Here is a 19,137-nt window from a genome sequence, read left to right on the forward strand (position 1 = left end):
GACCAACGGCGCCGGAAGGCGCCGTTGGTCTGCAGTGGCTGCGTGGAGCGGGAAACTGCTCCGCGTTACGAATGGCTCAAAGGCGGTCTTCGGCGCCGGTTTCCGGCGGCTGGTCGCCGACGGTCCACAAACGTTCCAGCGCATAAAACTCGCGCACGCGCGGCAGCATCACGTGCACCACCACGTCACCGAGGTCGACCAGCACCCATTCGGCTTCGCGCTCGCCTTCGACGCCGAGCGGCTGCACGTCGAGCTTCTTGGCGAAGCGTATGACTTCGTCGGCGATCGACTTGACGTGGCGCGTGGAGGTGCCCGAGGCGATGACCATGTAATCGCAGACGCTGGTCTTGTCGCGGACATCGATCTCGACGGTATCGCGGGCCTTGATATCCTCGAGGGCGGAATGCACCTGCTCGAGCAGAACGGGAACGGGCGGCGGCGGGTTGGGCAGGCGGGTCTTGATGACTTGGGCGGGGCTGGTCAAGGGGGATTCGGCTCTCGAGGATTGCGGCCGATTATAACGGACCGGATGTGACGGCCAGGCCTGCGTACAGGCCGTTGCGCACGATGTACGCGGCCACGGCGGGCGCCACCTGCTCCTGCCACGGCTCGCCGTCGCGGATGCGGCGGCGGATGTCGCTGGCCGACTCCGGGTGCAGTGGCTGCTGCAGGCGCAGGATGCAGCCTGCGGGTCCTGCGTGCAGCTGCACGGGATCTTCGATCCAGCGGTTTTCGGCGACGGCCGCGAGTTCGGCCGGCAACTGCGCGCGGATGCCGTTGCCCGGCCGTGCGGCGACCACCAGGTGCGCCTGTTCGAACAGTTCGCGCCACGACTTCCAGCCCGGCAGGCCGATGAAACTGTCGGCGCCGACCAGCAACGCGACCGGCGCCTTGTCGCCGATGTCCGCACGCAATTCGCGCAAGGTGTCGATGGTGTAGGACGGACCTTCGCGCTGCAGCTCGCGGCGATCGACCTGCAGGCCCGGCGCATCGCCGATCGCCAGCGCCAGCATCGCCGCACGCTGCTCCGCATCGGCATGGGTCGGGCCCTTGTGCGGCGGATCGGCGGCCGGCATCAGGTGCACTTCGGCATGCAGCGCGTCGCGCGCGTGGCGGGCGATGGCGAGATGCCCGTTGTGGACGGGGTCGAAGGTGCCGCCGTACAGGACGAGCAGCGGCGGCGTCATACCAGCAACGGCAATGCACGGGGCTCGGCGACGGCCAGAAGCAACCGCTCCAGCGCCTGCCAGGCGTCGCCGGCGGCGCGTCCCTTGGCGATGCGGTCGACGCGGCCGGCGGCGACCACGAAGCGCTCCCAGCGAGGCGCCGCGTGGCGTTGCAGCGCGCGCTTGTACAGCGCCTGCTTCGAATCCCAGATGCGCTGCGCCTTGAATTCGGACATCAGGTTGCCGCCGCGTGCCTGCACGCGCGCCAGCGCCGCGGCGCGTTGCAGTTCCATCGTCACCATGCCGAGCAATGCCGGCACCGCCTCGCCTTCCGCGCGAAGCCCGGCCAGCATGCGCGACACCTGCATCGCCTGCCCGTTGAGCGCGGCGTCGACCAGGCGGAACACGTCGTAGCGCGCGGCGTCGGCGACCAGTGCCTCCATGCGCGCGGCATCGATGGTCTGGCCGTCGCTGAGCAGTGCCAGCTTGTCGATCTCCTGCGCCGCCGCCAGCAGGTTGCCTTCGACGCGGTCGCACAGGTTCTGCACCGCATCGCGATCGGCACGCAGACCGCGTGCGCGCAGGCGCCGTTCGATCCAGTCGGGCAGCTCGTGCGGCTTGACCGCCCACGCGACGACGATGTGGCCGATGCGACCGATCGCTTCGCTCCACTTGCCTGCGTGGGACTTGCTCCACTCGCCTGCGATGACCGCCAGCGCGACATCCGGCGCCGGATCCGCGCAGAACGCAGCGATCAGTTCCGCGCCCTGCTTGCCCGGCTTGCCGGTCGGCAGGCGCAGTTCGATCAGGCGACGTGCACTGAACAGGCTCGGCGAGGACAGGCTGGCGTGCAGCGCATCCCAGTCGGGCTCGCGCTGGTTGCCTTCGGCCTCGAACACCTCGCGTTCGGCGTAACCCTGCGTGCGGGCCTGCGCGCGCAGCGCGTCGGCGGCTTCGAGTACGCGCAGGGGTTCGGGGCCGGCGATCAGGTAGGCCGACCGCAACGGTTCGGCCGCGAGCTGCGTCGCCAGCCGTTCCGGGGTCAGTTCCATGTCAGGCCCCGGGCTTCTGCTCGGCCGCGTCGATGCGGCGCAGGATCTGCGCAACCATCTCGCGGCGCATTTCGCGTGCCAGCAGTTCCTGTTCGCTTTCCGCACCGGTGGGGTTGGTGGGAGAGGACACGTAATCGCGCGACAGTTCGATGGTCTGCCGTGGCAGCACGTCGGAACCGTCGGCCTTGCGCAACGCGAACACAACCGCGTAACGCAGCGAGAATTCCTGCGCGCGGCCGAACTGGTCGATGCTGATCGGCCGACTGCCCCAACGCTCCGAGATCACCTCGAGCGTCGCCACGTCATCGACCGCTTCCTCCGACGCAGGCGTGGCGCCGATCCGCGAAAGCGCCTGCGCCAGCGACACGCCCAGCGGACTGTAGGGATCGGCCGACACCACCCGCACCGGCCCGAGATCCTCGGGCAAGGTCAACGCGTTGCGCAGGTGGAAACCGCAACCGGTCAGGGCCAGTGCCAGCACCGCGAGCAGGGCGGCATGAGGGGCTCGGATCATGGCGCCAGTCTGGACGAGGCCAGCGCGCGCATCAATAGCGCAGGCCGCGGCCCACTGAACATCGCTTCAGGCGCATGGCCGTTCACGACGCCACGATGTTGACGACCTTGCCGGGCACCACGATCACCTTGCGCACCGACTGGCCTTCGAGGAAACGGGCGACGTTGGATTCGGCCAGCGCCTGCGCCTCGATGGATTCGCGCGGCGTGTCGACGGCGACCTCGATCGTGCCACGCAGCTTGCCGTTGACCTGCACCGCCAGCGTGAGCGCGTCGCGTTCCAGCGCGGCCGGATCGGCCTGCGGGAACGACACGTCCTCCAGCAGCGTCTCGGCGTGGCCCAGCCGCTGCCACAACGCATGGCTGGCGTGTGGCGTGATCGGGTTGAGCAACAGCACGATCGATTCCAGCGCTTCCTGGCGCAGCGCGCGGCCATTCGCGCTGGCGTCCTCGGCCTTGGAGACATGATTCAGCAGTTCCATCACCGCAGCGATGGCGGTGTTGAAGCTGTGGCGGCGGCCGAAGTCGTCGCCGACCTTCTGGATGGCCTCGTGCAACTGGCGGCGCAGCGTCTTCTGTGGCGGCGTCAATGCCGTGGCGTCGAGCGCAACCGTCGCGCCCTCGCCGGCATGCCGATCGACCTGCGCCCACAGGCGCCGCAGGAAGCGCGACATGCCTTCCACGCCTGCCTCGTTCCATTCCAGCGACTGTTCGGGCGGCGCGGCGAACATCGAGAACAGGCGCACCGTGTCGGCGCCGAACTTGTCGACCATCGACTGCGGGTCGACGCCGTTGTTCTTGGACTTGGACATCTTCTCGGTGCCACCGATCGCAACCGGCAAGCCGTCGCTTCTCAGTGTCGCGCCGACGATCCGGCCGCGTTCGTCGCGGACGGCTTCGACCTCGGCGGGATTGAACCATTCGCGATGCCCGGTTTCCGATTCGCGATAGAAAGTCTCCGCGATCACCATGCCCTGGGTCAGCAGGTTGATCGCCGGTTCGTCGCTGTCGACCAGGCCCTGGTCGCGCAGCAGCTTGTGGTAGAAGCGGAAGTACATCAGGTGCAGGATCGCGTGCTCGATGCCACCGATGTACTGGTCCACCGGCAACCAGTGGTTGGCGCGGCCATCGACCATGTCGGTCGCGCCGGGCGAGGTGTAGCGCGCGTAGTACCAGCTCGACTCCATGAAGGTGTCGAAGGTGTCGGTCTCGCGTTCGGCCGGGCCGCCGCATTGCGGGCAGGTGGTCCTGCGCCACGCGGGATCGGACTTGAGCGGCGACTGCACCGCGCCCTTGGCGAAAGCGTCGGCGACGTCTTCCGGCAGCAGCACCGGCAACTGTTCTTCCGGCACCGGCACTGCGTCGCAATCGGGGCAATAGATCACCGGGATCGGACAACCCCAATAGCGCTGTCGCGACACGCCCCAGTCGCGCAGGCGGTAGTTGACGCGACGCGTGCCACGCCCCTCTTTTTCGAAGCGCGCGGCGAGCGCGTCGAAAGCCTGGTCGAAATCCATGCCGCTGAACTCGCCGGAGTTCACCAGCCAGCCGCGCTCGGTATAGGCGCTCTCCTCGGCGATGCGACGCTCGAAGGCCTCGACCACCTGCACGGCGGCGCCGGTGTCGTAGACGTCGATCGCGCCGCGCTCGCCAAGCGCGCTGCGCATCGCGTCGTCGCGATTGGCGACATGCGACGCGATCTCGGCCAATGCATCGCGCACTTCATCCGGCGCGATCACCATGCGGATCGGCAGGCGATAGGCCTGCGCGAATTCCCAGTCGCGCTGGTCGTGCGCCGGCACCGCCATCACCGCGCCGGTGCCGTAGCCCATCAGCACGAAGTTGGCGACGTAGATCGGCAGCGCGTCGCCGCTGACCGGATGGATCGCGCGCAGACCGGTGTCCATGCCGCGCTTGACCTGGGTCTCCAGCTCCGCCTCGGACACGCCACCCTTCTTCAGGTCGGCGATGAACGCGGCCAGCTCGGGATTGTTCGCCGCGGCTTGCTGCGCCAGCGGATGCTCGGCCGCGACCGACACGAAGGTCACGCCCATCAACGTGTCCGGACGCGTGGTGTACACGCTCAGCCGCTCATTGCCGCCTTCCACGTCGAAAGCGAATTCCAGGCCTTCGCTGCGGCCGATCCAGTTGCGCTGCATCGTCTTGACCGAATCCGGCCAGCCCGGCAACGCATCCAGGCCGTCGAGCAGCTGCTGCGCGTAGTCGGTGATCTTCAGGAACCACTGCGGGATCTCGCGCTTCTCGACCACCGCGCCGCTGCGCCAGCCGCGGCCGTCGATCACCTGCTCGTTGGCTAGCACGGTCTGGTCGACCGGATCCCAGTTGACGACGCTGTTCCTGCGGTACGCCATGCCCTTCTTCAGCAGACGCACGAACATGCGCTGCTCGTGCACGTAATAATCCGGCGAGCAGGTCGCGAACTCGCGCGTCCAGTCGATCGCGTAGCCCATGGTCTTGAGCTGCTCGCGCATGTGCGCGATGTTGGCGTACGTCCACTTGGCCGGCGCGGTGCGGTTCTTGATCGCGGCGTTCTCGGCCGGCAGGCCGAAGGCGTCCCAGCCCATCGGCTGCAGCACATTCTTGCCGGTCATGCGCTGGTAGCGGCTGATCACGTCGCCGATCGTGTAGTTGCGCACGTGGCCCATGTGCAGCGCGCCGGACGGGTACGGCAGCATCGACAGGCAGAAGAACTTGGGCTTGCCGGCGTCCTCCCGGACCTCGTAGGCGCGGGTCTGCGACCAGTACTGCTGGGCGGCGCGTTCGACGGCGGCGGGCTGGTAGCCGGCCGGATCTTGCGGGGAATCTTGCGGGGCAGGCGCGTCGGACACGGCGAACATCGGCGAAAGTGGGCCGACAAGCCTACCGCAGCGCACAAAACCCCGCCATTCTTCAGGCTATGCTCGACATCGACACCGGGGAAAAACGATGAATCGAACCAATGCCGCGCTGCTGGCCTGCCTGGCTGCAGTGCCCCACGCCGACGTCGGCGCCGCCACCTCCGCGACGGCTGCGACGCAGGCCCTGCACTGCGAGCGCCTGTTCGACAGCCGCAGCGGCCGCGTGCTGGGCGAGCACACGGTGCTGGTCCGCGACGGCAAGATCGTGGACGTCCTGCCCGGCCGCGCCAAGCTGGCCGAAGGCACCGGGTCGACCGTGCTCGCCGGTCGCACCTGCCTGCCCGGCTGGACCGACCTGCACGTGCACCTGGGCGGGCAATCCAGTCCGCAGAGCTACTCGGAAGGCTTCCGCCTCGACGACATCGACTTCGCCTATCGCAGCGTCGGTTATGCCGAGAAAACCCTGCTGGCCGGCTTCACCAGCGTGCGCGACCTCGGCGGCGACGTGGCCCCGCACCTGCGCGACGCGATCAACCAGGGGCTGGTACGCGGCCCGCGCATCTTCGCCGCCGGCAAGTCGATCGCCACCACCGGCGGCCATGCCGATCCCACCAACGGCTACAACTCCGAACTGTCGCACCTGCTCGGCCCGCCCGGACCGACCGAGGGCGTGATCAATTCCATCGACGACGCACGCCAGGCCGTGCGCCAGCGCTACAAGGACGGCAGCGACGTGATCAAGATCACCGCCACCGGCGGCGTGCTGTCGTATGCGAAGTCCGGCGATGCGCCGCAGTTCACCGTCGACGAGGTCAGGGCCATCGTCGACACCGCCAACGACTACGGCTACAAGGTCGCCGCGCACGCGCATGGCACCGAAGGCATGAAGCGCGCGGTGCTGGGTGGCGTGACCAGCATCGAACACGGCACCTACATGAGCGACGAGGTGATGTCGTTGATGAAGCAGAAAGGCACCTGGTACGTGCCGACCATCTATGCCGGCCGCTTCGTCGCCGACAAGGCCAAGGTCGATGGTTACTTCCCGGAGATCGTACGGCCGAAGGCGGCGCGGATCGGTGCGCAGATCCAGGACACAGCCGCGAAAGCCTATAGGTCGGGAGTGAAGATCGCCTTCGGCACCGACATGGGCGTCGGCCCGCACGGCGACAACGCGCGCGAATTCATCTATATGGTCGAAGCCGGCATGCCCGCGGCCACCGCGCTGCAGGCGGCGACGATCCGCGCTGCCGAAGTGCTCGGCGTCGACGACCAGGGCGAGATCGCGGCCGGCAAGCGCGCCGACATCATCGCCGTCCCCGGCGATCCGGTCGCCGACATCGGCAACGTGATGGCGGTCGACTTCGTGATGAAGGATGGCGTGGTCTACAAGCAACCGTAAACGTAGCAAGCGTAGCCCGGGTAAGTGCAGCGCACCCGGGCTACCATGCGGGCAACTCCTCCATGGCGGGAGATCGCATGACTCTGGAATGGACCGGCTACGTCGCCGCCGCGCTGACCACGATCGCGTTCGTGCCGCAGGCGATCAAGACCCTGCGCAGCCGCGATACGCGCAGCATCTCGCTGGGCATGTACCTGGCCTTCACCGTCGGCGTCGCGTTCTGGCTGGCGTACGGCATTTTCCTGCAGTCGTGGTCGATGATCGTCGCCAACATCATCACCCTGGCACTGTCCGGCACCATCCTGGCCATGAAGCTGCGCTACGGCTGACGCCGGAACGCAAGGCTCACCCCGGCCGGCGCGCGGCCACGACCGCCCAGCCGAGCCAGGCCACGAATGCGATGCGCTGCGCGACCGCGTTCGACAAGGGCTGCCACGGCGATGCGACGAACCACAGCAGCGCCAACGCCACCAGCACGCCGACCCATGCCAGCGCGCGGCGGCCTGGTACCTGTCGCAGGCCCAACGCCAGCAGCAGCGCGCCTGGCACGAATGCCAGCCACCACAGCATCGCCAGCAGCGCATGCAGGCGGGTGCGCGATGCGTCCAGGTCGGATGCGTCCAGCGATACCAGTCCCTGTGCCGCGAACGCCAGCGCCGCCAGCACGCACAGCTGCGCGCCGATCCGCGCCGGCCAGGCGCTGGCCGCGGGCAACTCCCGACGCAGGCGAATGCCAACGATCGCCACCAGCAATCCGGGCAGCACGAAGCCCAGCAGGTTGAACACCCATGCATGCGGCATGCCGCGCGCGCCCAGCAGCGCGACCGGATCGCGCAACTGCGCGTAATCGTCCAGCGCAAGCCCGAACCCGGTCACAGCGACCACGAACGACAGCATCGCCAGCCAGGCCAACACGCTCGAACGATTCATGCCCTGCTCCTTGATGGAAGACTTCGTCGAATGCTGAATGTACCTGCGTGCGGATGCCGATGCCGGGACCGCGCCCGCCTGCCTGCTGCACGCGCCAGGCACGGATCGCCTGCCGGACGAGCCTGAAAGGCGCGATCTGCCCGTCCTGCCGTCGAGGTCGATTCCGCCGCATCGGAGTTGGATTCGGGCGCGACTGGCACAATGTCAGGCAAAACGCCTCCCCAGGATTCCTCCATGTCCGTCCCCTCTCCCGCCCCGTACGTCTTCGACGCCACCACCGACCGCTTCGAGACCGATGTCCTGCAGCAGTCGCTGCAGGTGCCGGTGCTGGTTGACTTCTGGGCCGACTGGTGCGGTCCGTGCAAGACGCTCGGCCCGGTGCTGGAAAAGCTGGCGGCCGACTACAACGGCGCCTTCGTGCTGGCCAAGGTCGATACGGAGAAGGAACAGCAGATCGCAGCCGCGTTCCAGATCCGTTCGATCCCGACCGTGTTTCTGGTCAAGGACGGCAAGCTGGTCGATGCCTTCCAGGGCGCATTGCCGGAAGGCCAAGTGCGCGAGTTCCTCACCCATCACGGCATCGTGCCGGCAGCAGCCAACGAGGAAGCCGTCGACGACACGCCGGCCGCGCCGCTCGACCCGCACGCCGAAGTGATGCGCCTGCGCAAGGCGATCGAGGCCGAACCCGACAAGTCCGAACTCAAGCTCGACCTGGCCCTGGCGCTGCTGCAGACCGGCGGCGCGCACGAGGCCGAACAGCTGCTCGAGGCCCTGCCGGCCAACCTGTCCACCGACGACCGCGCAGTGAAGGCGCGCGCACGGCTCGGCTTCGCGGGGCTGCTGAAGGATGCGCCACCGAGCGAGGTGCTCGAAGCGGCCATCGCGGCGAACCCCGACGACCTGCGCGCACGCCACCTGCTCGGCGTGCATCACATCGTCGCCGGTCGCGCCGAAGCGGGGCTCGAACAGTTCCTCGAGATGCTGCGCCGCGACCGCAACTTCGACGACGCGCTGCCGAAGAAGGCCTTGATCGATGCCTTCCGCGTGATCGACGACGAAGACCTGGTCGGCCGCTACCGCCGCCGCATGTCGTCGCTGCTGCTGGTCTAGCGCTGCGGGCTTGCGCAAATTGCGACCAGGCATGGTCCAGGAGTTGTCTTGAAGGCATCCACGCTGCGCCACGCCTTGAACCTGTGGCCCCCGTTCCTGTTTTCCGGCATCCGCGTGGTACGCATCGACGACGACTGGCGCCATGCCCGCGTCGAGCTGCGCATGCGCCCCTGGAACCGCAACTACGTCGGTACCCATTTCGGCGGCAGCCTGTTCGCGATGACCGATCCATTCTGGATGATCATGGTCAAGGAAAGCATGGGCCGCGATTACATCGTCTGGGACAAGGCCGCGGAGATCGAATTCGTCAAGCCCGGCCGCGGCACGGTCGCCGCGGAATTCCATCTCGACGAGGCCCGGCTCGACGAGATCCGCCAGGCCACCGCCAATGGCGACAAGTACCTGCGCTGGTTCGACACCGAAGTGGTCGACGCCTCGGGCGATGTCGTGGCGCGGCTGCGCAAGCAGGTATACGTGCGCCGCAAGAAAAAATGAACGGCGGCCCTCGGGCCGCCGTCGTCGTGATGCAAGGTGCGCTACGAGTGCAGCGCCGCAGGAATCAGTTGCCGGCAGGCGCGCTGCCTGGCGGGAATTCCGCGAACATCTTGGCGATGCCGGCATCGATCGCGGCATTGGCCTTCTCCGGCGAATCCGGCACGGTGCCGCTGGCCGTGCCGCGCCAGATGCCCTGCTTGGTCTTGGCGTCGAACATGTCGACGACCAGCGTGCCGACGTCGTAGGTGTGGACCCGCGTGGTCGACGTGCCCATGCCCATGCCACCGCGCCAGCCCCAACCACCGTACATGCCGCCGCTGTAGAAAGTATCCAGGGTCTGCTTCTGGCTGGTGGCCACGTGCGCGGCCACGGCGACATCGCCGTCGGCGGACTCCGTCCAGCCCTTGGCGCGCAGCTGCGCGTTGATGCCGTCGACGATACGCTGCTGCGCCAGCGGATTGTTGACGTCCGGCTTGGCCAGCCAGCTGTAGCTGCGATAGTTGGAAAAATCGGCGCTGGGCGACACGTCGGTGGTGGTGGTGGGCGTACTCGCGCAGGCGCTGAGCAAGAGCGGAAGCATCAACAAGGCCAGGCGTTTCATGAGCGCATCTCTCCTGCGTGGTGGATGAAGGTACATGGCGACGCCATCCTGCGACATCGCCTGGAAACGGCAGTTCGGCGGAACTCAAGGTCCGGCATATACCTCCACCCAGTCGTCACGGATGCTGACCACATGCCAGTTGTTGGCCTTGGCAGCGGCCAGCGACGCGCCGTCCTTCTCGTCGTAGGCGAACTCGCGCTCGCCGTCGTCGTGGTTGACCATGAGCTGGAACGAGGGATAGGGCGAAGTCTGCGAATAGGTCAACTGGGCGATGTCGCCGGCGCTGCGCTCGTTTCCGGCGGCGAATACCGGCACCTTGCCGATATGGGTGAGGATGCCGGCGACCTTGCCTTCGTGATCGTTGATCAGCGCGACCTTCGCGGCCTTGTTGATCGCCAGCTTGCCGTCCTGAAGCTTGACGTCGTATTCGCCAGTCGAACCGATCACCTGCTGCGGCGGAATACCGTAGAACGATTCGGCGATCGGCCGCATGAAATCGATGCCGCCGCCGCTGAGTATCCAGGTCTGGAAACCGTTGGCGCGCAGGTACTGCAGAAGTTCCACCATCGGCTTGTAGGTAGTCTGCTTGTAAGGCACGTTCAACTTGGGATGCTTTGCCTCCGCGAAGAAGGCCTTCACCGCCGCTTCGAAATCTGCCGGCGACAGGCCCGTCGAAGTCAGCGCCAGCAGTTTCATCAGATGTTTCTCGCCGTCCTTGTCCCTGAAGAAGTCCAGGTTCTGGTCGAGCACGGCCTTGACCGCCGGATCCTTCGCCAGTTCCGGCTTCTGCTTGGCAAGTTCGGCAACGCGCTGCAGCACGAACTGCAACTGCACGATCGGCTGCTCGGCCCATAGCGTGCCGTCATTGTCGAACGTGGCCACGCGTGCCTCCGGCGGAATGAAGCCCGGCCCGCCTTCGGTGGTCGCGGCCTTCACGAAGGCGAGAATGTCCTGCTTGTTCTTGCCGTCACGCCACGATGGCAACGGGTCTGCGCCCGGCGTGGCCGTCGGCGCCGTGGTCGCCGATGTCGCGTCCGCTGTTGCCGGCGCCGGTGCCTGCGTGGTATCCGCGGGTGCCTGCGCCTGTCTGCAGGCGCCAAGCAGCAACGCCAGGCTCACCGCACCGGTTACCCATATCGATTGCCATTTTCGCATTGCCGTCTCCGCCGTCGTTCGTCGTTCATTCCGACCACACCGGAATCTGGTGTGGCCAGAGTCGCGTTACACAATCCGAAGCATCATTGCGGTGGATTCACCACGATGTACTGGACGTTGCTGCCGACGTATTGCGGCTGGTACCAGGTGTTGCCGCATTGCGAATAGCTGATGCCGTTGACGATCACCGTGCTGCAGCTGGGCGGGACCGAATAGACGATCGAGCCGATCACTGCAGAGGTCACCGCAACGCCGGCGGTCACTGCCGCCGCGGTCGCGAACGGATGGTCGTCCCAATCGTTCCAGTGGTCGTCGTGATAGTCGCCATGGACATCGACGTTGACGTTGCGGTTGATATTGGTGTCGCGGTTGATGCTGGTGTTGCGATTGACGTCGCGGTTGACGTTGGCGGCATGATCGCGATTGACATTGGACAGGTCGACGTTGGCGCCACCGGCATGCTGCGCATTACGGCTCGGCGCGGGCCGGTTGACGCTGGTACGAGCGCTGGCGCGTGCGCCACCGGCATGGCCGCCGCCACGGGCCGCGGCATGGCCACCGCCGCCGCGACGTTGCGCGTCGGCATCGGGCACGGCCAGCACCAGGCCAAAGCCGGCGACGGCCAAGGCGGCCACGAGCATTCTGGATTTGCGGGAGATGGCGCTCATTTCAGTTCTCCTCCACGACGGCGACTTCGACCGGCACGAATTCGATCTTGGCCGCGCCCTGCGGCGGCGTGAATGCGAAGGTCGAAGCCGGCACCGCGCTGCGTGAATCCCAGTCCAGGCGTGCGACGTACTGCGGGCGTGCCGGATCGTCGAGAGTGGTGATCACCAGCTTGCGCGGCAGCGAACTGGCCTGCGAGATCCACACCTGCCAGTCGACGCCTTCCTGGCGGAACGCGTACTGGTCGATGCGCTCGCCGTCGATCGTGCCGGGGCCGACATGGATGGCACCCCTGATCGCATCGTTGGGCGCGTATTCCGTGCCCCAGAGGAACAGGTCCGTGAGCGGCAATTCGATGCCGTAGTTCTCGGATGCACGCAGCACCATCTCACGCAACGAGGAATCGACGCCATCGAGCGTGGTGTAGTACTTCAACCGCGGCGAATAGATGGTCAGGTCCTTGCCGTCGTAGAAGAACTGCCGCTGGCGCCGGTCGCTCTTGACGTCGGCAAAGAACTGGTTGGGCTGCTTGACCTTGTAGGTGACCTCGCCGTCCAGTTGCACCTTCTGCCCGGTTTCCAGCACGATTTCTCGGCTGGTGTCCGAGGTCACGGTGAACTGCTGCATGGCACGCAATGCGGCGCCCATCTTGTCCAGCGCGGCGAGCGCCGCCGGATCGATCGCGAGCGGCGCAGCCTGCGTGACCGCTGCCTCGGCAGGCGCCGTGCCCGTCCCCGGGGTCTGCGCGGCCAGCGGCAGGCCCAGGGACAGTGCCATGCCCGCAAGCGCCATCCTTGTCCATCTCTTGTCGACAAGCATGCTGTTTCTCCTGACAGGCGCGAACCGGAGAAGCTCGACGGCGGTGGGTCCGCGCAAGGCGCCGCGCCGGTGGTTCCGTGAGCCGACGTCCGCTAAGGGAGCGTCCGTCGGGCAGCACTCATACAACCCGGGATGGTTGTTTCCCGTGAAATCAGAAGTGGAAACGGACCGTCGGCGACAACTATTGTCGGCGCCCGGACCGCGATTCGAGATCGGCTCGCCCCAGGTCGCAAGCCAATCGGCTCCTCACCCGGTCCGTTCCGAAGCCGCTTCGGGATGCTGGCGTTCGCGGACCTCGGCGAGGTCACGATCGAGGAAGTAGTTGAGGAATGTCCGGATCACGGCGACCGCTCCCAGTTGCGCGATGCTTTCCCAGCTCGGCGCAATCGAGGATTCGATGATGTCGGCCGCCAGCTGGAAAGTCAGGGCCGCCACCAGCCAACGCGCGTAAGTCAGCCAGACCTGGCGCCTGTCCCTTCCGGAACGGTCACGCGTGATCACCAGGTGCATGCCGGCCACGAAGGCCTGCACGGTGCCGATGACGACGATGAGGTAGGCCATCATGTCGATGATGACGATGGTCGGTTCGGTAACGGCAATCAGCCACTCTTTCATGGGTAGCCTCCCTCCTGCATGTCGGTGGCGATCGCGGGACCAACTCCCGCACCCCCCTCGCCTGTTTTATCGTCCCGCCTCTTTTGCAGCCGTTCCTACAACCGCACGATGCACCTGAAACCGAGATGGCAGGTGGAGGTATCGATCGGCTGCGCCATGCGCGCGGCGGGGCGATAGCGCCGGCAATAGTTCGGTGCGCACAGGTGCGAACCGCCCTTCATGACGCGCCGTGGAATCTTCACCTGCGGGTTGCGCGGATCGTGACTGGTCTCGGCCGTGCCGCCGCGCGGATTCTCCAGCGTGCAGCACGAGTGCTGCTGGATCTGGCTGTGGTCCTGATACCAGTCGGTAGTCCACTCCCAGACATTGCCGGCCATGTCGTGCAGTCCATAGCCATTTGCGGGAAACGAACCAACCGGCGCCGTCCATTGATGGCCATCTTCCTGCAGGTTCTGCCAGGGGAATTCGCCCTGCCAGGTATTGGCCATCCAGCGTCCTTCCGGATTGAGCTCGTCACCCCAGCTGAACTCGGCGCCTGCCAGCCCGCCGCGCGCGGCGAACTCCCATTCCGCTTCGGTCGGCAACGCCTTGCCGGCCCAGGCCGCATACGCCTCGGCATCTTCATAGGCGACGTGCACCACCGGATGGTCGTCCATTCCGTCGATCGAGGTGTCGGGACCACGCGGATGGCGCCAGTCGGCACCCTGCACGTAGTGCCACCAGTTGTAGTGGTTGCGCAGGTCGACCCGACCCGGCGGCGCCACGAACACCACCGAGGAAGGTGCCAGCATCGCCGGATCGGCACCGGGATAGTCCGCGGCATCGGCCGGCTTCTCGGCGAGCGTGACGTGCCCGGTGGCGGCGACGAAACGTGCGAAATCGCGGTTGGTGACCACATGCCGATCCATCCAGAAGGCGCCGACGCTGACCTTGTGCGCGGGCTTCTCCTCGGGATAGTGATCGTTGGAACCCATCATGAAGTCGCCGCCGGGAATATGGACCATGTTCTCCGGTGCGACCTGTATTGGCGCCTCCCTGTTCATCGATATCTGCCCGGTATCATGAAGTGTTCCCATACTACGCGCGCCTGCATCGCGCATCGTCAATCGACGAAAACCTGCGCCCAGTCGTCCTTGACGCTGGCCACGATCCAGCCCTGCGCACGCGCCTCGGCCAGCACCTTCTCGGCACCGGCGGTGTAGGCGATTTCACGTGCTTCGTCATCGTGGTTCACCAGCAGCGCCAACGAGGGGCCAACGCCCTGCGTGGCGAACTGCATCATCTGCAGGTCACCGTTGGAGTTGCCCGCGACGAAGACCGGGCGCGCGCCGATCCTCCCCCAGATCTGCACCACCTTGGCCGGACCGTCGTTGAACAATTCGAGCTTTTCGGAATGTTGCAGCGCGATGCGTCCGTCGGTCTCCCGGTACTCGAGCGCGACCGTGGTGCCGACCACACGGTCGGGCGGGATGCCGTAGAGCTCGCGCGTCACCGGCCGCATGAAATCGCGTCCGCCACCGGAGACGATGAAGCTGGTGAAGCCATTGTCTTCCAGGTACTGCAGTAGCTCGCGCATGGGTGCGTAAGCGGTCTTCAGGTTGGGGCGCCTGAGTGCCGAATTGTGCGAGTTGCGCAGGAAGGCATCGGCTTTCGCCGCGAAATCCTCTACGTCGTCGCCGGCATAGGCCGACAGCAGGCCCGCCGCCATCAGCTTCAGGTCGCTGTCGTCACCATCGTAATGCTTGGTGATGGCGTCACCCAGCCATGCGTGGTTGCCTTCCGCCACCGCCTTCCATGGCTGTTTCTCGGCAAGCGACGGATCGGCCTTGACCTGCTCGGCGATCTTCCCGAACAGGAAACCGGCCTGGATCGGAAACGGCTTCTCGCACCAGAGCGTGCCGTCGTTGTCGAACACGGCGATCCGTCCGGCGGGCGGCACGAAGTCCGGGCCGCCCTCTTTCGTCGTGCGCGCGACGAAATCGAGGATGGCCGATTTCGTCGTGCCGGTGTTCCAGGAAGGCAACGCTTCCGTCATGATGACTCCTGTGTCTGCGAAAAAGCCGGGCGCAGGAATGCCGCCCGGCTGCCATGCTCAACTGGAACCGTGGACCTGCTCCATCTTCTGCTTCGCCTGCTCGATGGTGAAAGAACCAGGCAGTTGCGCCGGCGGAAATTCCACGAACGTCTCCAGGAACTTCGCCGCCGCCGCCTGCGCGCCGTAGACCCAGAATGCGTTGTGGAACATCCAGTCCCAGTACGTGTTCGAGGTCTGGTCCGCACGTTCGTAAGGATCGGTGCGCAGGTTGAATATCTTGGGCACGCGCAGCGTCGTGAACGGTTCCGCCCACACCTGCAAGGTGCCGCGGCAACGCTGTTCCCTGAACACGATCTTCCAGTTCATCCAGCGGATGCCGAGCAGGTCGCCGTCGTCGCTGAAGTAGAAGAACCATTTGCGCGGTCCTTCCTTCTCCTGGCCGGTCAGGTACGGCAGGAAGTTGAAGCCGTCGATGTGGTTCTTGTACTTGCGACCGTTGACGGTGGTGCCCTTCTTGAGGCGGTCCATGCAGGTCGTGTCGCCGGCCGCGGCCAGCAGGGTCGGCAACCAGTCATGGTGCTGAATGATCTCGTTGGAAATCACGCCGGCGGGAATCCTGCCTGGCCAGCGCACCATTTCCGGAATGCGGAACGCGCCCTCCCAGTTGGTGTTCTTCTCGCTGCGGAACGGTGTCATGCCGCCATCGGGCCAGGTGTTCATGTGCGGGCCGTTGTCGGTCGAGTAGACGACGATCGTGTCCTCGGCCAGGCCCATTGCGTCGAGCAGGTCGAGCATCTGGCCGACGTTCTTGTCGTGGTCGACCATCGTGTCGTGGTACGGCGACTGGTGCGGGCCCGCCTGTCCGAGGCTCTTCTTCTTGGTATGGGTGAAAGCATGCATGTGGGTGGTGTTGAGCCATACGAAGAACGGCTTGCCGGCCTTGTCCTGGCGCTTGATGAAATCGGTCGCGGCGGCAACGAACTCGTCGTCGCAGGTTTCCATGCGCTTCGCGGTCAGCGGGCCGGTGTCCTCTATCTTCTGCTTGCCGACCTTGCCCCAGCGCGGATGCGTCGTCTTGTCGTCCTTGTCGGTGGCCCAGCTGTGGATCACGCCGCGTGGCCCGAACTGTTCGCGGTAGCGCGGATCCTTCGGGTAGCCGTACATCTCCGGCTCTTCCTCGGCGTTGAGGTGGTAGAGGTTGCCGAAGAACTCGTCGAACCCGTGCAGCGTCGGCAGGTGCTTGTTGAGGTCGCCGAGGTGGTTCTTGCCGAACTGTCCGGTCGCGTAGCCCTGGTCTTTCAGCAGCGAGGCGATGGTGACGATCGAATCGACCATGCCCTGCGGCGCCCCAGGGATGCCCACTTTGGACAGGCCGGTACGGTGCACGCTCTGGCCGGTGATGAACGACGATCGACCGGCGGTGCAACTCTGCTCTCCATAGCTGTCGGTGAACAGCACGCCTTCCCGGGCAATGCGGTCGATATTCGGGGTTTGGTAACCCATCAGGCCATGCGTATAGCAGCTGAGATTGGCGATGCCGATGTCGTCCCCCCAGATGACAAGGATGTTCGGTCGCTGGCTGCCTGCTTTTGCCTTCGAGGGTTTCGGGGGTGGGGCGGCTTTTGCCTTCGTTTTTGCCGTTGCCATCTGTTGCTCCTGCTTCGCTCAGGGTAGGAGGGATATTTCGTCACTGCGAACGTGACGGAATGGCTTGCTGCGGCTTTGTCAGGTTGATTTCGTCTCCGGATGCCGGGACTAGCCCAGCGTTCCGGCGTTGAATGCCATGCTGGCGATCGCCAGCAGGCCAAGCACCCACAACAACGTCGCGGTGATGAGGGTCAGCGAAACCGGGTAGGCGCTTTCGCCGTGGATGAACTTGTCCTTGGTCATGGCGGTACGTTCCTTGCGCAGGCCGACCATGAAATTGATGTGATACACGATGCCCAGCGTGAGCATGAAGATGCCCAGCGCCACCAGCGCGATGCCGAAATTGCGCGGTGCATGGCTGCCTTCGGCCAGCAGGCTGGATGATTTCAGGTGCGCGAAGAACTGGAAGATGGTGAAACCGAAGCCGATCAGCGACAGCGACGTGCGCACGATCGACATCAGCGTGCGCTCCGCGCTCAGGCGCGTACGCTGGAACGACATGCCGGTGCGCCGCATCGACATCTCGGTGCGGCCGGTGGACATCTGCGTGCGCTGCTCGGACAGCTCTGTCCGGTGATCGGACAGGTCGGTGCGGTGTTTCGACAGGTCGGTGCGGTATTCGGACAAACCAGTGCGGTGGGTCGACAGGTCGGTGCGGAATTCCGACAGTGAGGTCCTGTGTTCGGACAGGCCGGTGCGGTGGTTCGACAAGCCAGTGCGATACGCCGAATAGATCGTCGCGGCGTCCTCGTCGGCGTGGTCGGGCTGGGGAATCGGCGGCACCGGCGTGACTTCGGTGTGCGGTGGCCTGACAGGAAGTGGCGTGGCAGGCTCTGCGAGGCGTTCGGGACGATCGGGCAACTTGTCGTTCTTTTCCATCACCAGACGGGCTCCTCAACTCAGTTCGTTTTCTGCTTGCGGCCGAGCCACCATTTCGCGACGCGCGCCACCGGTCCACGCAACAGCAGGTACGGCACGAACGCCAGCAGCAGCACGATCACCAATGCTTCGCTCGGATAGAACGGGAATTCCTGCCGGCCCTGCGAATACATCTTGTATTGGTAGATCACGTCCATGATCACGCCGAGCACCAGTATCCGCGCCACGGCGCTGAAGCCTTCGCGCCAGGCCGCACGGCGACCGGCTGTATCGCTATGGGCAATCGTCCAGAAATAAGGCGTGCGGCCTGTCTTGGCGTCCTTGATGCCATCACGCAGGGCCATCAGGAACGCCATGATCGGTTGCAGGAAAAACCGGAACGTCATTGGTCCGTCGGACCTCGCGATGAGGTCGGACCAGAAGCGATGCATCATTTCCAAGAACGCATCCATACCGAATCCCGCCTGTGGGTCGTTCGACCCCGGTACTGCGTTCACGGCACGTTGACCTGAACGCCAATCGCTCGACGCAGGCGGCCATTAATCGCATATCGAGCCGTGAATTATTGGTGAAATTCACATTTCAGCGACACCGCCATCATCACTGTTGTCGGCATTGCGCCCTGCGGTTCCGCAGCCGCTGCATCGCCTCATGTTCGCCGCCGCACGTTGCACGCGCATGCACATCACGAGGAATTAGTTCCAGGGGAAATGGACATGGAAAAGTGGCGCCGGCGTCGCTTGAAAACGTTCGGGTTCTGGGCGATGTACCTGGCCAGCCTGGCAGCAGTGGCAGCGGGGCCAGCCGCGGTCGGTGCGCGCCCCTTTCCGCGACAGTTCACCTCCGGCGGCACTGCGCTCACCCTCTACCAGCCGCAATTGGATAGTTGGCGGGGCACGCAACTCGAGGGCCGCTTCGCGATGTCGGTCAAGACAGGCACGCATGCCGGTGCCGACGGCAAGGCGGTCGATAAGCTGACCACACCGCCGGATTCGCTGAAGCAGGTACTGGCCGTGGGACGGTGCACGTACGCACCCATCCCACCGAACTGATCGCCATCGACGGCGATCCGCAATTCGCGGCAATGGCGGGCGCGCAGCTGATCTATGTCACCAACATCGGTACGTTCGCTCTTCTTCCGGCCCACGAAACGGTGCTGGTTCGCAAGCACCCCATCCCATCCTCACTGTCATGCCG

The 19,137-nt window shown here is 65.6% G+C and carries 21 protein-coding genes; 5 read left to right on the forward strand and 16 right to left on the reverse strand.

The annotated features are described in order from the left end of the window. Positions 1–76: 76 nt before the first annotated feature. The 5 genes from rsfS to leuS all read right to left on the reverse strand — a co-directional run bounded on the left by rsfS (position 77) and on the right by leuS (position 5,589). Positions 77–484 carry a ribosome silencing factor gene (rsfS, locus tag IP90_RS05435; protein ID WP_144898596.1) on the reverse strand — a complete coding sequence of 136 codons (408 nt, stop codon included), beginning with the start codon at positions 482–484 and terminating at the stop codon, positions 77–79. Positions 485–515: 31 nt separating this feature from the next. Then, positions 516–1,187, reverse strand: a complete 672-nt coding sequence (nadD, locus tag IP90_RS05440; RefSeq protein WP_144898597.1) for a nicotinate-nucleotide adenylyltransferase — start codon at positions 1,185–1,187, stop codon at positions 516–518. After that, entirely contained in the window at positions 1,184–2,218 is a 1,035-nt protein-coding gene (gene holA, locus IP90_RS05445) for a DNA polymerase III subunit delta (RefSeq protein ID WP_144898598.1), read from the reverse strand. The genes nadD and holA overlap by 4 nt, the downstream gene beginning before the upstream one ends. A 1-nt stretch (position 2,219) precedes the next feature. Further along, a complete protein-coding gene (locus IP90_RS05450) occupies positions 2,220–2,732 on the reverse strand; it encodes an LPS-assembly lipoprotein LptE (RefSeq protein WP_144898599.1) in 513 nt (170 codons plus the stop codon). A gap of 82 nt (positions 2,733–2,814) precedes the next feature. After that, positions 2,815–5,589 (reverse strand): leucine--tRNA ligase, encoded by a 2,775-nt coding sequence (gene leuS / locus IP90_RS16980; protein ID WP_144898600.1) that lies wholly within the window; start codon positions 5,587–5,589, stop codon positions 2,815–2,817. 88 nt (positions 5,590–5,677) lie between these two features. On the opposite strand from leuS, the gene IP90_RS05460 reads away from it, so the two are divergent. Continuing rightward, complete coding sequence (locus IP90_RS05460) at positions 5,678–6,988, forward strand: metal-dependent hydrolase family protein (RefSeq protein ID WP_144898601.1); 1,311 nt, start codon at positions 5,678–5,680, stop codon at positions 6,986–6,988. Positions 6,989–7,065: 77 nt separating this feature from the next. After that, positions 7,066–7,317: a SemiSWEET transporter gene (locus IP90_RS05465; protein WP_144898602.1), complete on the forward strand. Its 252-nt coding sequence runs from the start codon at positions 7,066–7,068 to the stop codon at positions 7,315–7,317. A gap of 16 nt (positions 7,318–7,333) precedes the next feature. Here IP90_RS05465 and IP90_RS05470 read toward each other — a convergent pair whose 3' ends face one another. Continuing rightward, complete coding sequence (locus IP90_RS05470; RefSeq protein ID WP_144898603.1) at positions 7,334–7,918, reverse strand: DUF998 domain-containing protein; 585 nt, start codon at positions 7,916–7,918, stop codon at positions 7,334–7,336. A 234-nt stretch (positions 7,919–8,152) separates the two neighbouring features. Between IP90_RS05470 and trxA the strand changes: the two genes are divergently transcribed. Both trxA and IP90_RS05480 read left to right on the forward strand, forming a co-directional pair. Next, positions 8,153–9,028, forward strand: a complete 876-nt coding sequence (trxA, locus tag IP90_RS05475; protein WP_144898604.1) for a thioredoxin — start codon at positions 8,153–8,155, stop codon at positions 9,026–9,028. Positions 9,029–9,076: 48 nt separating this feature from the next. Further along, the gene (locus IP90_RS05480; protein ID WP_144898605.1) at positions 9,077–9,523 is read left to right on the forward strand and encodes a DUF4442 domain-containing protein; all 447 of its coding nucleotides are present in this window, start codon (positions 9,077–9,079) and stop codon (positions 9,521–9,523) included. Between the two features lie 64 nt (positions 9,524–9,587). Here IP90_RS05480 and IP90_RS05485 read toward each other — a convergent pair whose 3' ends face one another. From IP90_RS05485 to IP90_RS05530, 10 genes are all read right to left on the reverse strand, one after another. After that, positions 9,588–10,124 carry a DUF4136 domain-containing protein gene (locus IP90_RS05485; protein ID WP_144898606.1) on the reverse strand — a complete coding sequence of 179 codons (537 nt, stop codon included), beginning with the start codon at positions 10,122–10,124 and terminating at the stop codon, positions 9,588–9,590. An 84-nt stretch (positions 10,125–10,208) separates the two neighbouring features. After that, entirely contained in the window at positions 10,209–11,279 is a 1,071-nt protein-coding gene (locus IP90_RS05490; RefSeq protein ID WP_144898607.1) for an HAD family hydrolase, read from the reverse strand. Positions 11,280–11,362: 83 nt separating this feature from the next. Then, entirely contained in the window at positions 11,363–11,947 is a 585-nt protein-coding gene (locus IP90_RS16825) for a hypothetical protein (protein WP_144898608.1), read from the reverse strand. 1 nt (position 11,948) lies between these two features. Further along, a complete protein-coding gene (locus IP90_RS05500) occupies positions 11,949–12,722 on the reverse strand; it encodes a DUF2092 domain-containing protein (RefSeq protein WP_158635284.1) in 774 nt (257 codons plus the stop codon). A 288-nt stretch (positions 12,723–13,010) separates the two neighbouring features. After that, a complete protein-coding gene (locus IP90_RS05505; RefSeq protein WP_144898610.1) occupies positions 13,011–13,379 on the reverse strand; it encodes a DUF1622 domain-containing protein in 369 nt (122 codons plus the stop codon). Positions 13,380–13,474: 95 nt separating this feature from the next. After that, positions 13,475–14,383: a formylglycine-generating enzyme family protein gene (locus IP90_RS05510; protein ID WP_144898611.1), complete on the reverse strand. Its 909-nt coding sequence runs from the start codon at positions 14,381–14,383 to the stop codon at positions 13,475–13,477. A 98-nt stretch (positions 14,384–14,481) separates the two neighbouring features. Then, entirely contained in the window at positions 14,482–15,414 is a 933-nt protein-coding gene (locus IP90_RS05515; RefSeq protein ID WP_144898612.1) for an HAD family hydrolase, read from the reverse strand. 57 nt (positions 15,415–15,471) lie between these two features. Further along, positions 15,472–17,061, reverse strand: coding sequence for an arylsulfatase (locus IP90_RS05520; protein ID WP_144898613.1), 1,590 nt, complete (start codon positions 17,059–17,061; stop codon positions 15,472–15,474). Between the two features lie 108 nt (positions 17,062–17,169). Beyond that, the gene (locus IP90_RS16830; RefSeq protein ID WP_144898614.1) at positions 17,170–17,940 is read right to left on the reverse strand and encodes a YidH family protein; all 771 of its coding nucleotides are present in this window, start codon (positions 17,938–17,940) and stop codon (positions 17,170–17,172) included. 20 nt (positions 17,941–17,960) lie between these two features. Then, on the reverse strand, positions 17,961–18,326 hold the full coding sequence (locus tag IP90_RS05530) for a hypothetical protein (protein ID WP_242007488.1): 366 nt from the start codon (positions 18,324–18,326) through the stop codon (positions 17,961–17,963). Positions 18,327–18,656: 330 nt separating this feature from the next. Here IP90_RS05530 and IP90_RS05535 point away from each other — a divergent pair, with 330 nt between their 5' ends. Next, positions 18,657–18,992: a hypothetical protein gene (locus IP90_RS05535; RefSeq protein ID WP_144898616.1), complete on the forward strand. Its 336-nt coding sequence runs from the start codon at positions 18,657–18,659 to the stop codon at positions 18,990–18,992. Positions 18,993–19,137 lie beyond the last annotated feature (145 nt).

The sequence above is a fragment of the Luteimonas cucumeris genome (genome assembly GCF_007830035.1).
Lineage (GTDB): Bacteria > Pseudomonadota > Gammaproteobacteria > Xanthomonadales > Xanthomonadaceae > Luteimonas_C > Luteimonas_C cucumeris.

Coding starts and splice junctions, on each gene's coding strand:
- nadD (WP_144898597.1), bottom strand. CDS start 1,187: ATGACGCCGCCGCTGCTCGTCCTGTACGGCGGCACCTTCGACCCCGTC.
- holA (WP_144898598.1), bottom strand. CDS start 2,218: ATGGAACTGACCCCGGAACGGCTGGCGACGCAGCTCGCGGCCGAACCG.
- IP90_RS05450 (WP_144898599.1), bottom strand. CDS start 2,732: ATGATCCGAGCCCCTCATGCCGCCCTGCTCGCGGTGCTGGCACTGGCC.
- leuS (WP_144898600.1), bottom strand. CDS start 5,589: ATGTTCGCCGTGTCCGACGCGCCTGCCCCGCAAGATTCCCCGCAAGAT.
- IP90_RS05460 (WP_144898601.1), top strand. CDS start 5,678: ATGAATCGAACCAATGCCGCGCTGCTGGCCTGCCTGGCTGCAGTGCCC.
- IP90_RS05465 (WP_144898602.1), top strand. CDS start 7,066: ATGACTCTGGAATGGACCGGCTACGTCGCCGCCGCGCTGACCACGATC.
- IP90_RS05470 (WP_144898603.1), bottom strand. CDS start 7,918: ATGAATCGTTCGAGCGTGTTGGCCTGGCTGGCGATGCTGTCGTTCGTG.
- trxA (WP_144898604.1), top strand. CDS start 8,153: ATGTCCGTCCCCTCTCCCGCCCCGTACGTCTTCGACGCCACCACCGAC.
- IP90_RS05485 (WP_144898606.1), bottom strand. CDS start 10,124: ATGAAACGCCTGGCCTTGTTGATGCTTCCGCTCTTGCTCAGCGCCTGC.
- IP90_RS05490 (WP_144898607.1), bottom strand. CDS start 11,279: ATGCGAAAATGGCAATCGATATGGGTAACCGGTGCGGTGAGCCTGGCG.
- IP90_RS16825 (WP_144898608.1), bottom strand. CDS start 11,947: ATGAGCGCCATCTCCCGCAAATCCAGAATGCTCGTGGCCGCCTTGGCC.
- IP90_RS05500 (WP_158635284.1), bottom strand. CDS start 12,722: ATGGCACTGTCCCTGGGCCTGCCGCTGGCCGCGCAGACCCCGGGGACG.
- IP90_RS05505 (WP_144898610.1), bottom strand. CDS start 13,379: ATGAAAGAGTGGCTGATTGCCGTTACCGAACCGACCATCGTCATCATC.
- IP90_RS05510 (WP_144898611.1), bottom strand. CDS start 14,383: ATGGTCCATATTCCCGGCGGCGACTTCATGATGGGTTCCAACGATCAC.
- IP90_RS05515 (WP_144898612.1), bottom strand. CDS start 15,414: ATGACGGAAGCGTTGCCTTCCTGGAACACCGGCACGACGAAATCGGCC.
- IP90_RS05520 (WP_144898613.1), bottom strand. CDS start 17,061: ATGGCAACGGCAAAAACGAAGGCAAAAGCCGCCCCACCCCCGAAACCC.
- IP90_RS16830 (WP_144898614.1), bottom strand. CDS start 17,940: ATGGAAAAGAACGACAAGTTGCCCGATCGTCCCGAACGCCTCGCAGAG.
- IP90_RS05530 (WP_242007488.1), bottom strand. CDS start 18,326: ATGACGTTCCGGTTTTTCCTGCAACCGATCATGGCGTTCCTGATGGCC.
- IP90_RS05535 (WP_144898616.1), top strand. CDS start 18,657: ATGGAAAAGTGGCGCCGGCGTCGCTTGAAAACGTTCGGGTTCTGGGCG.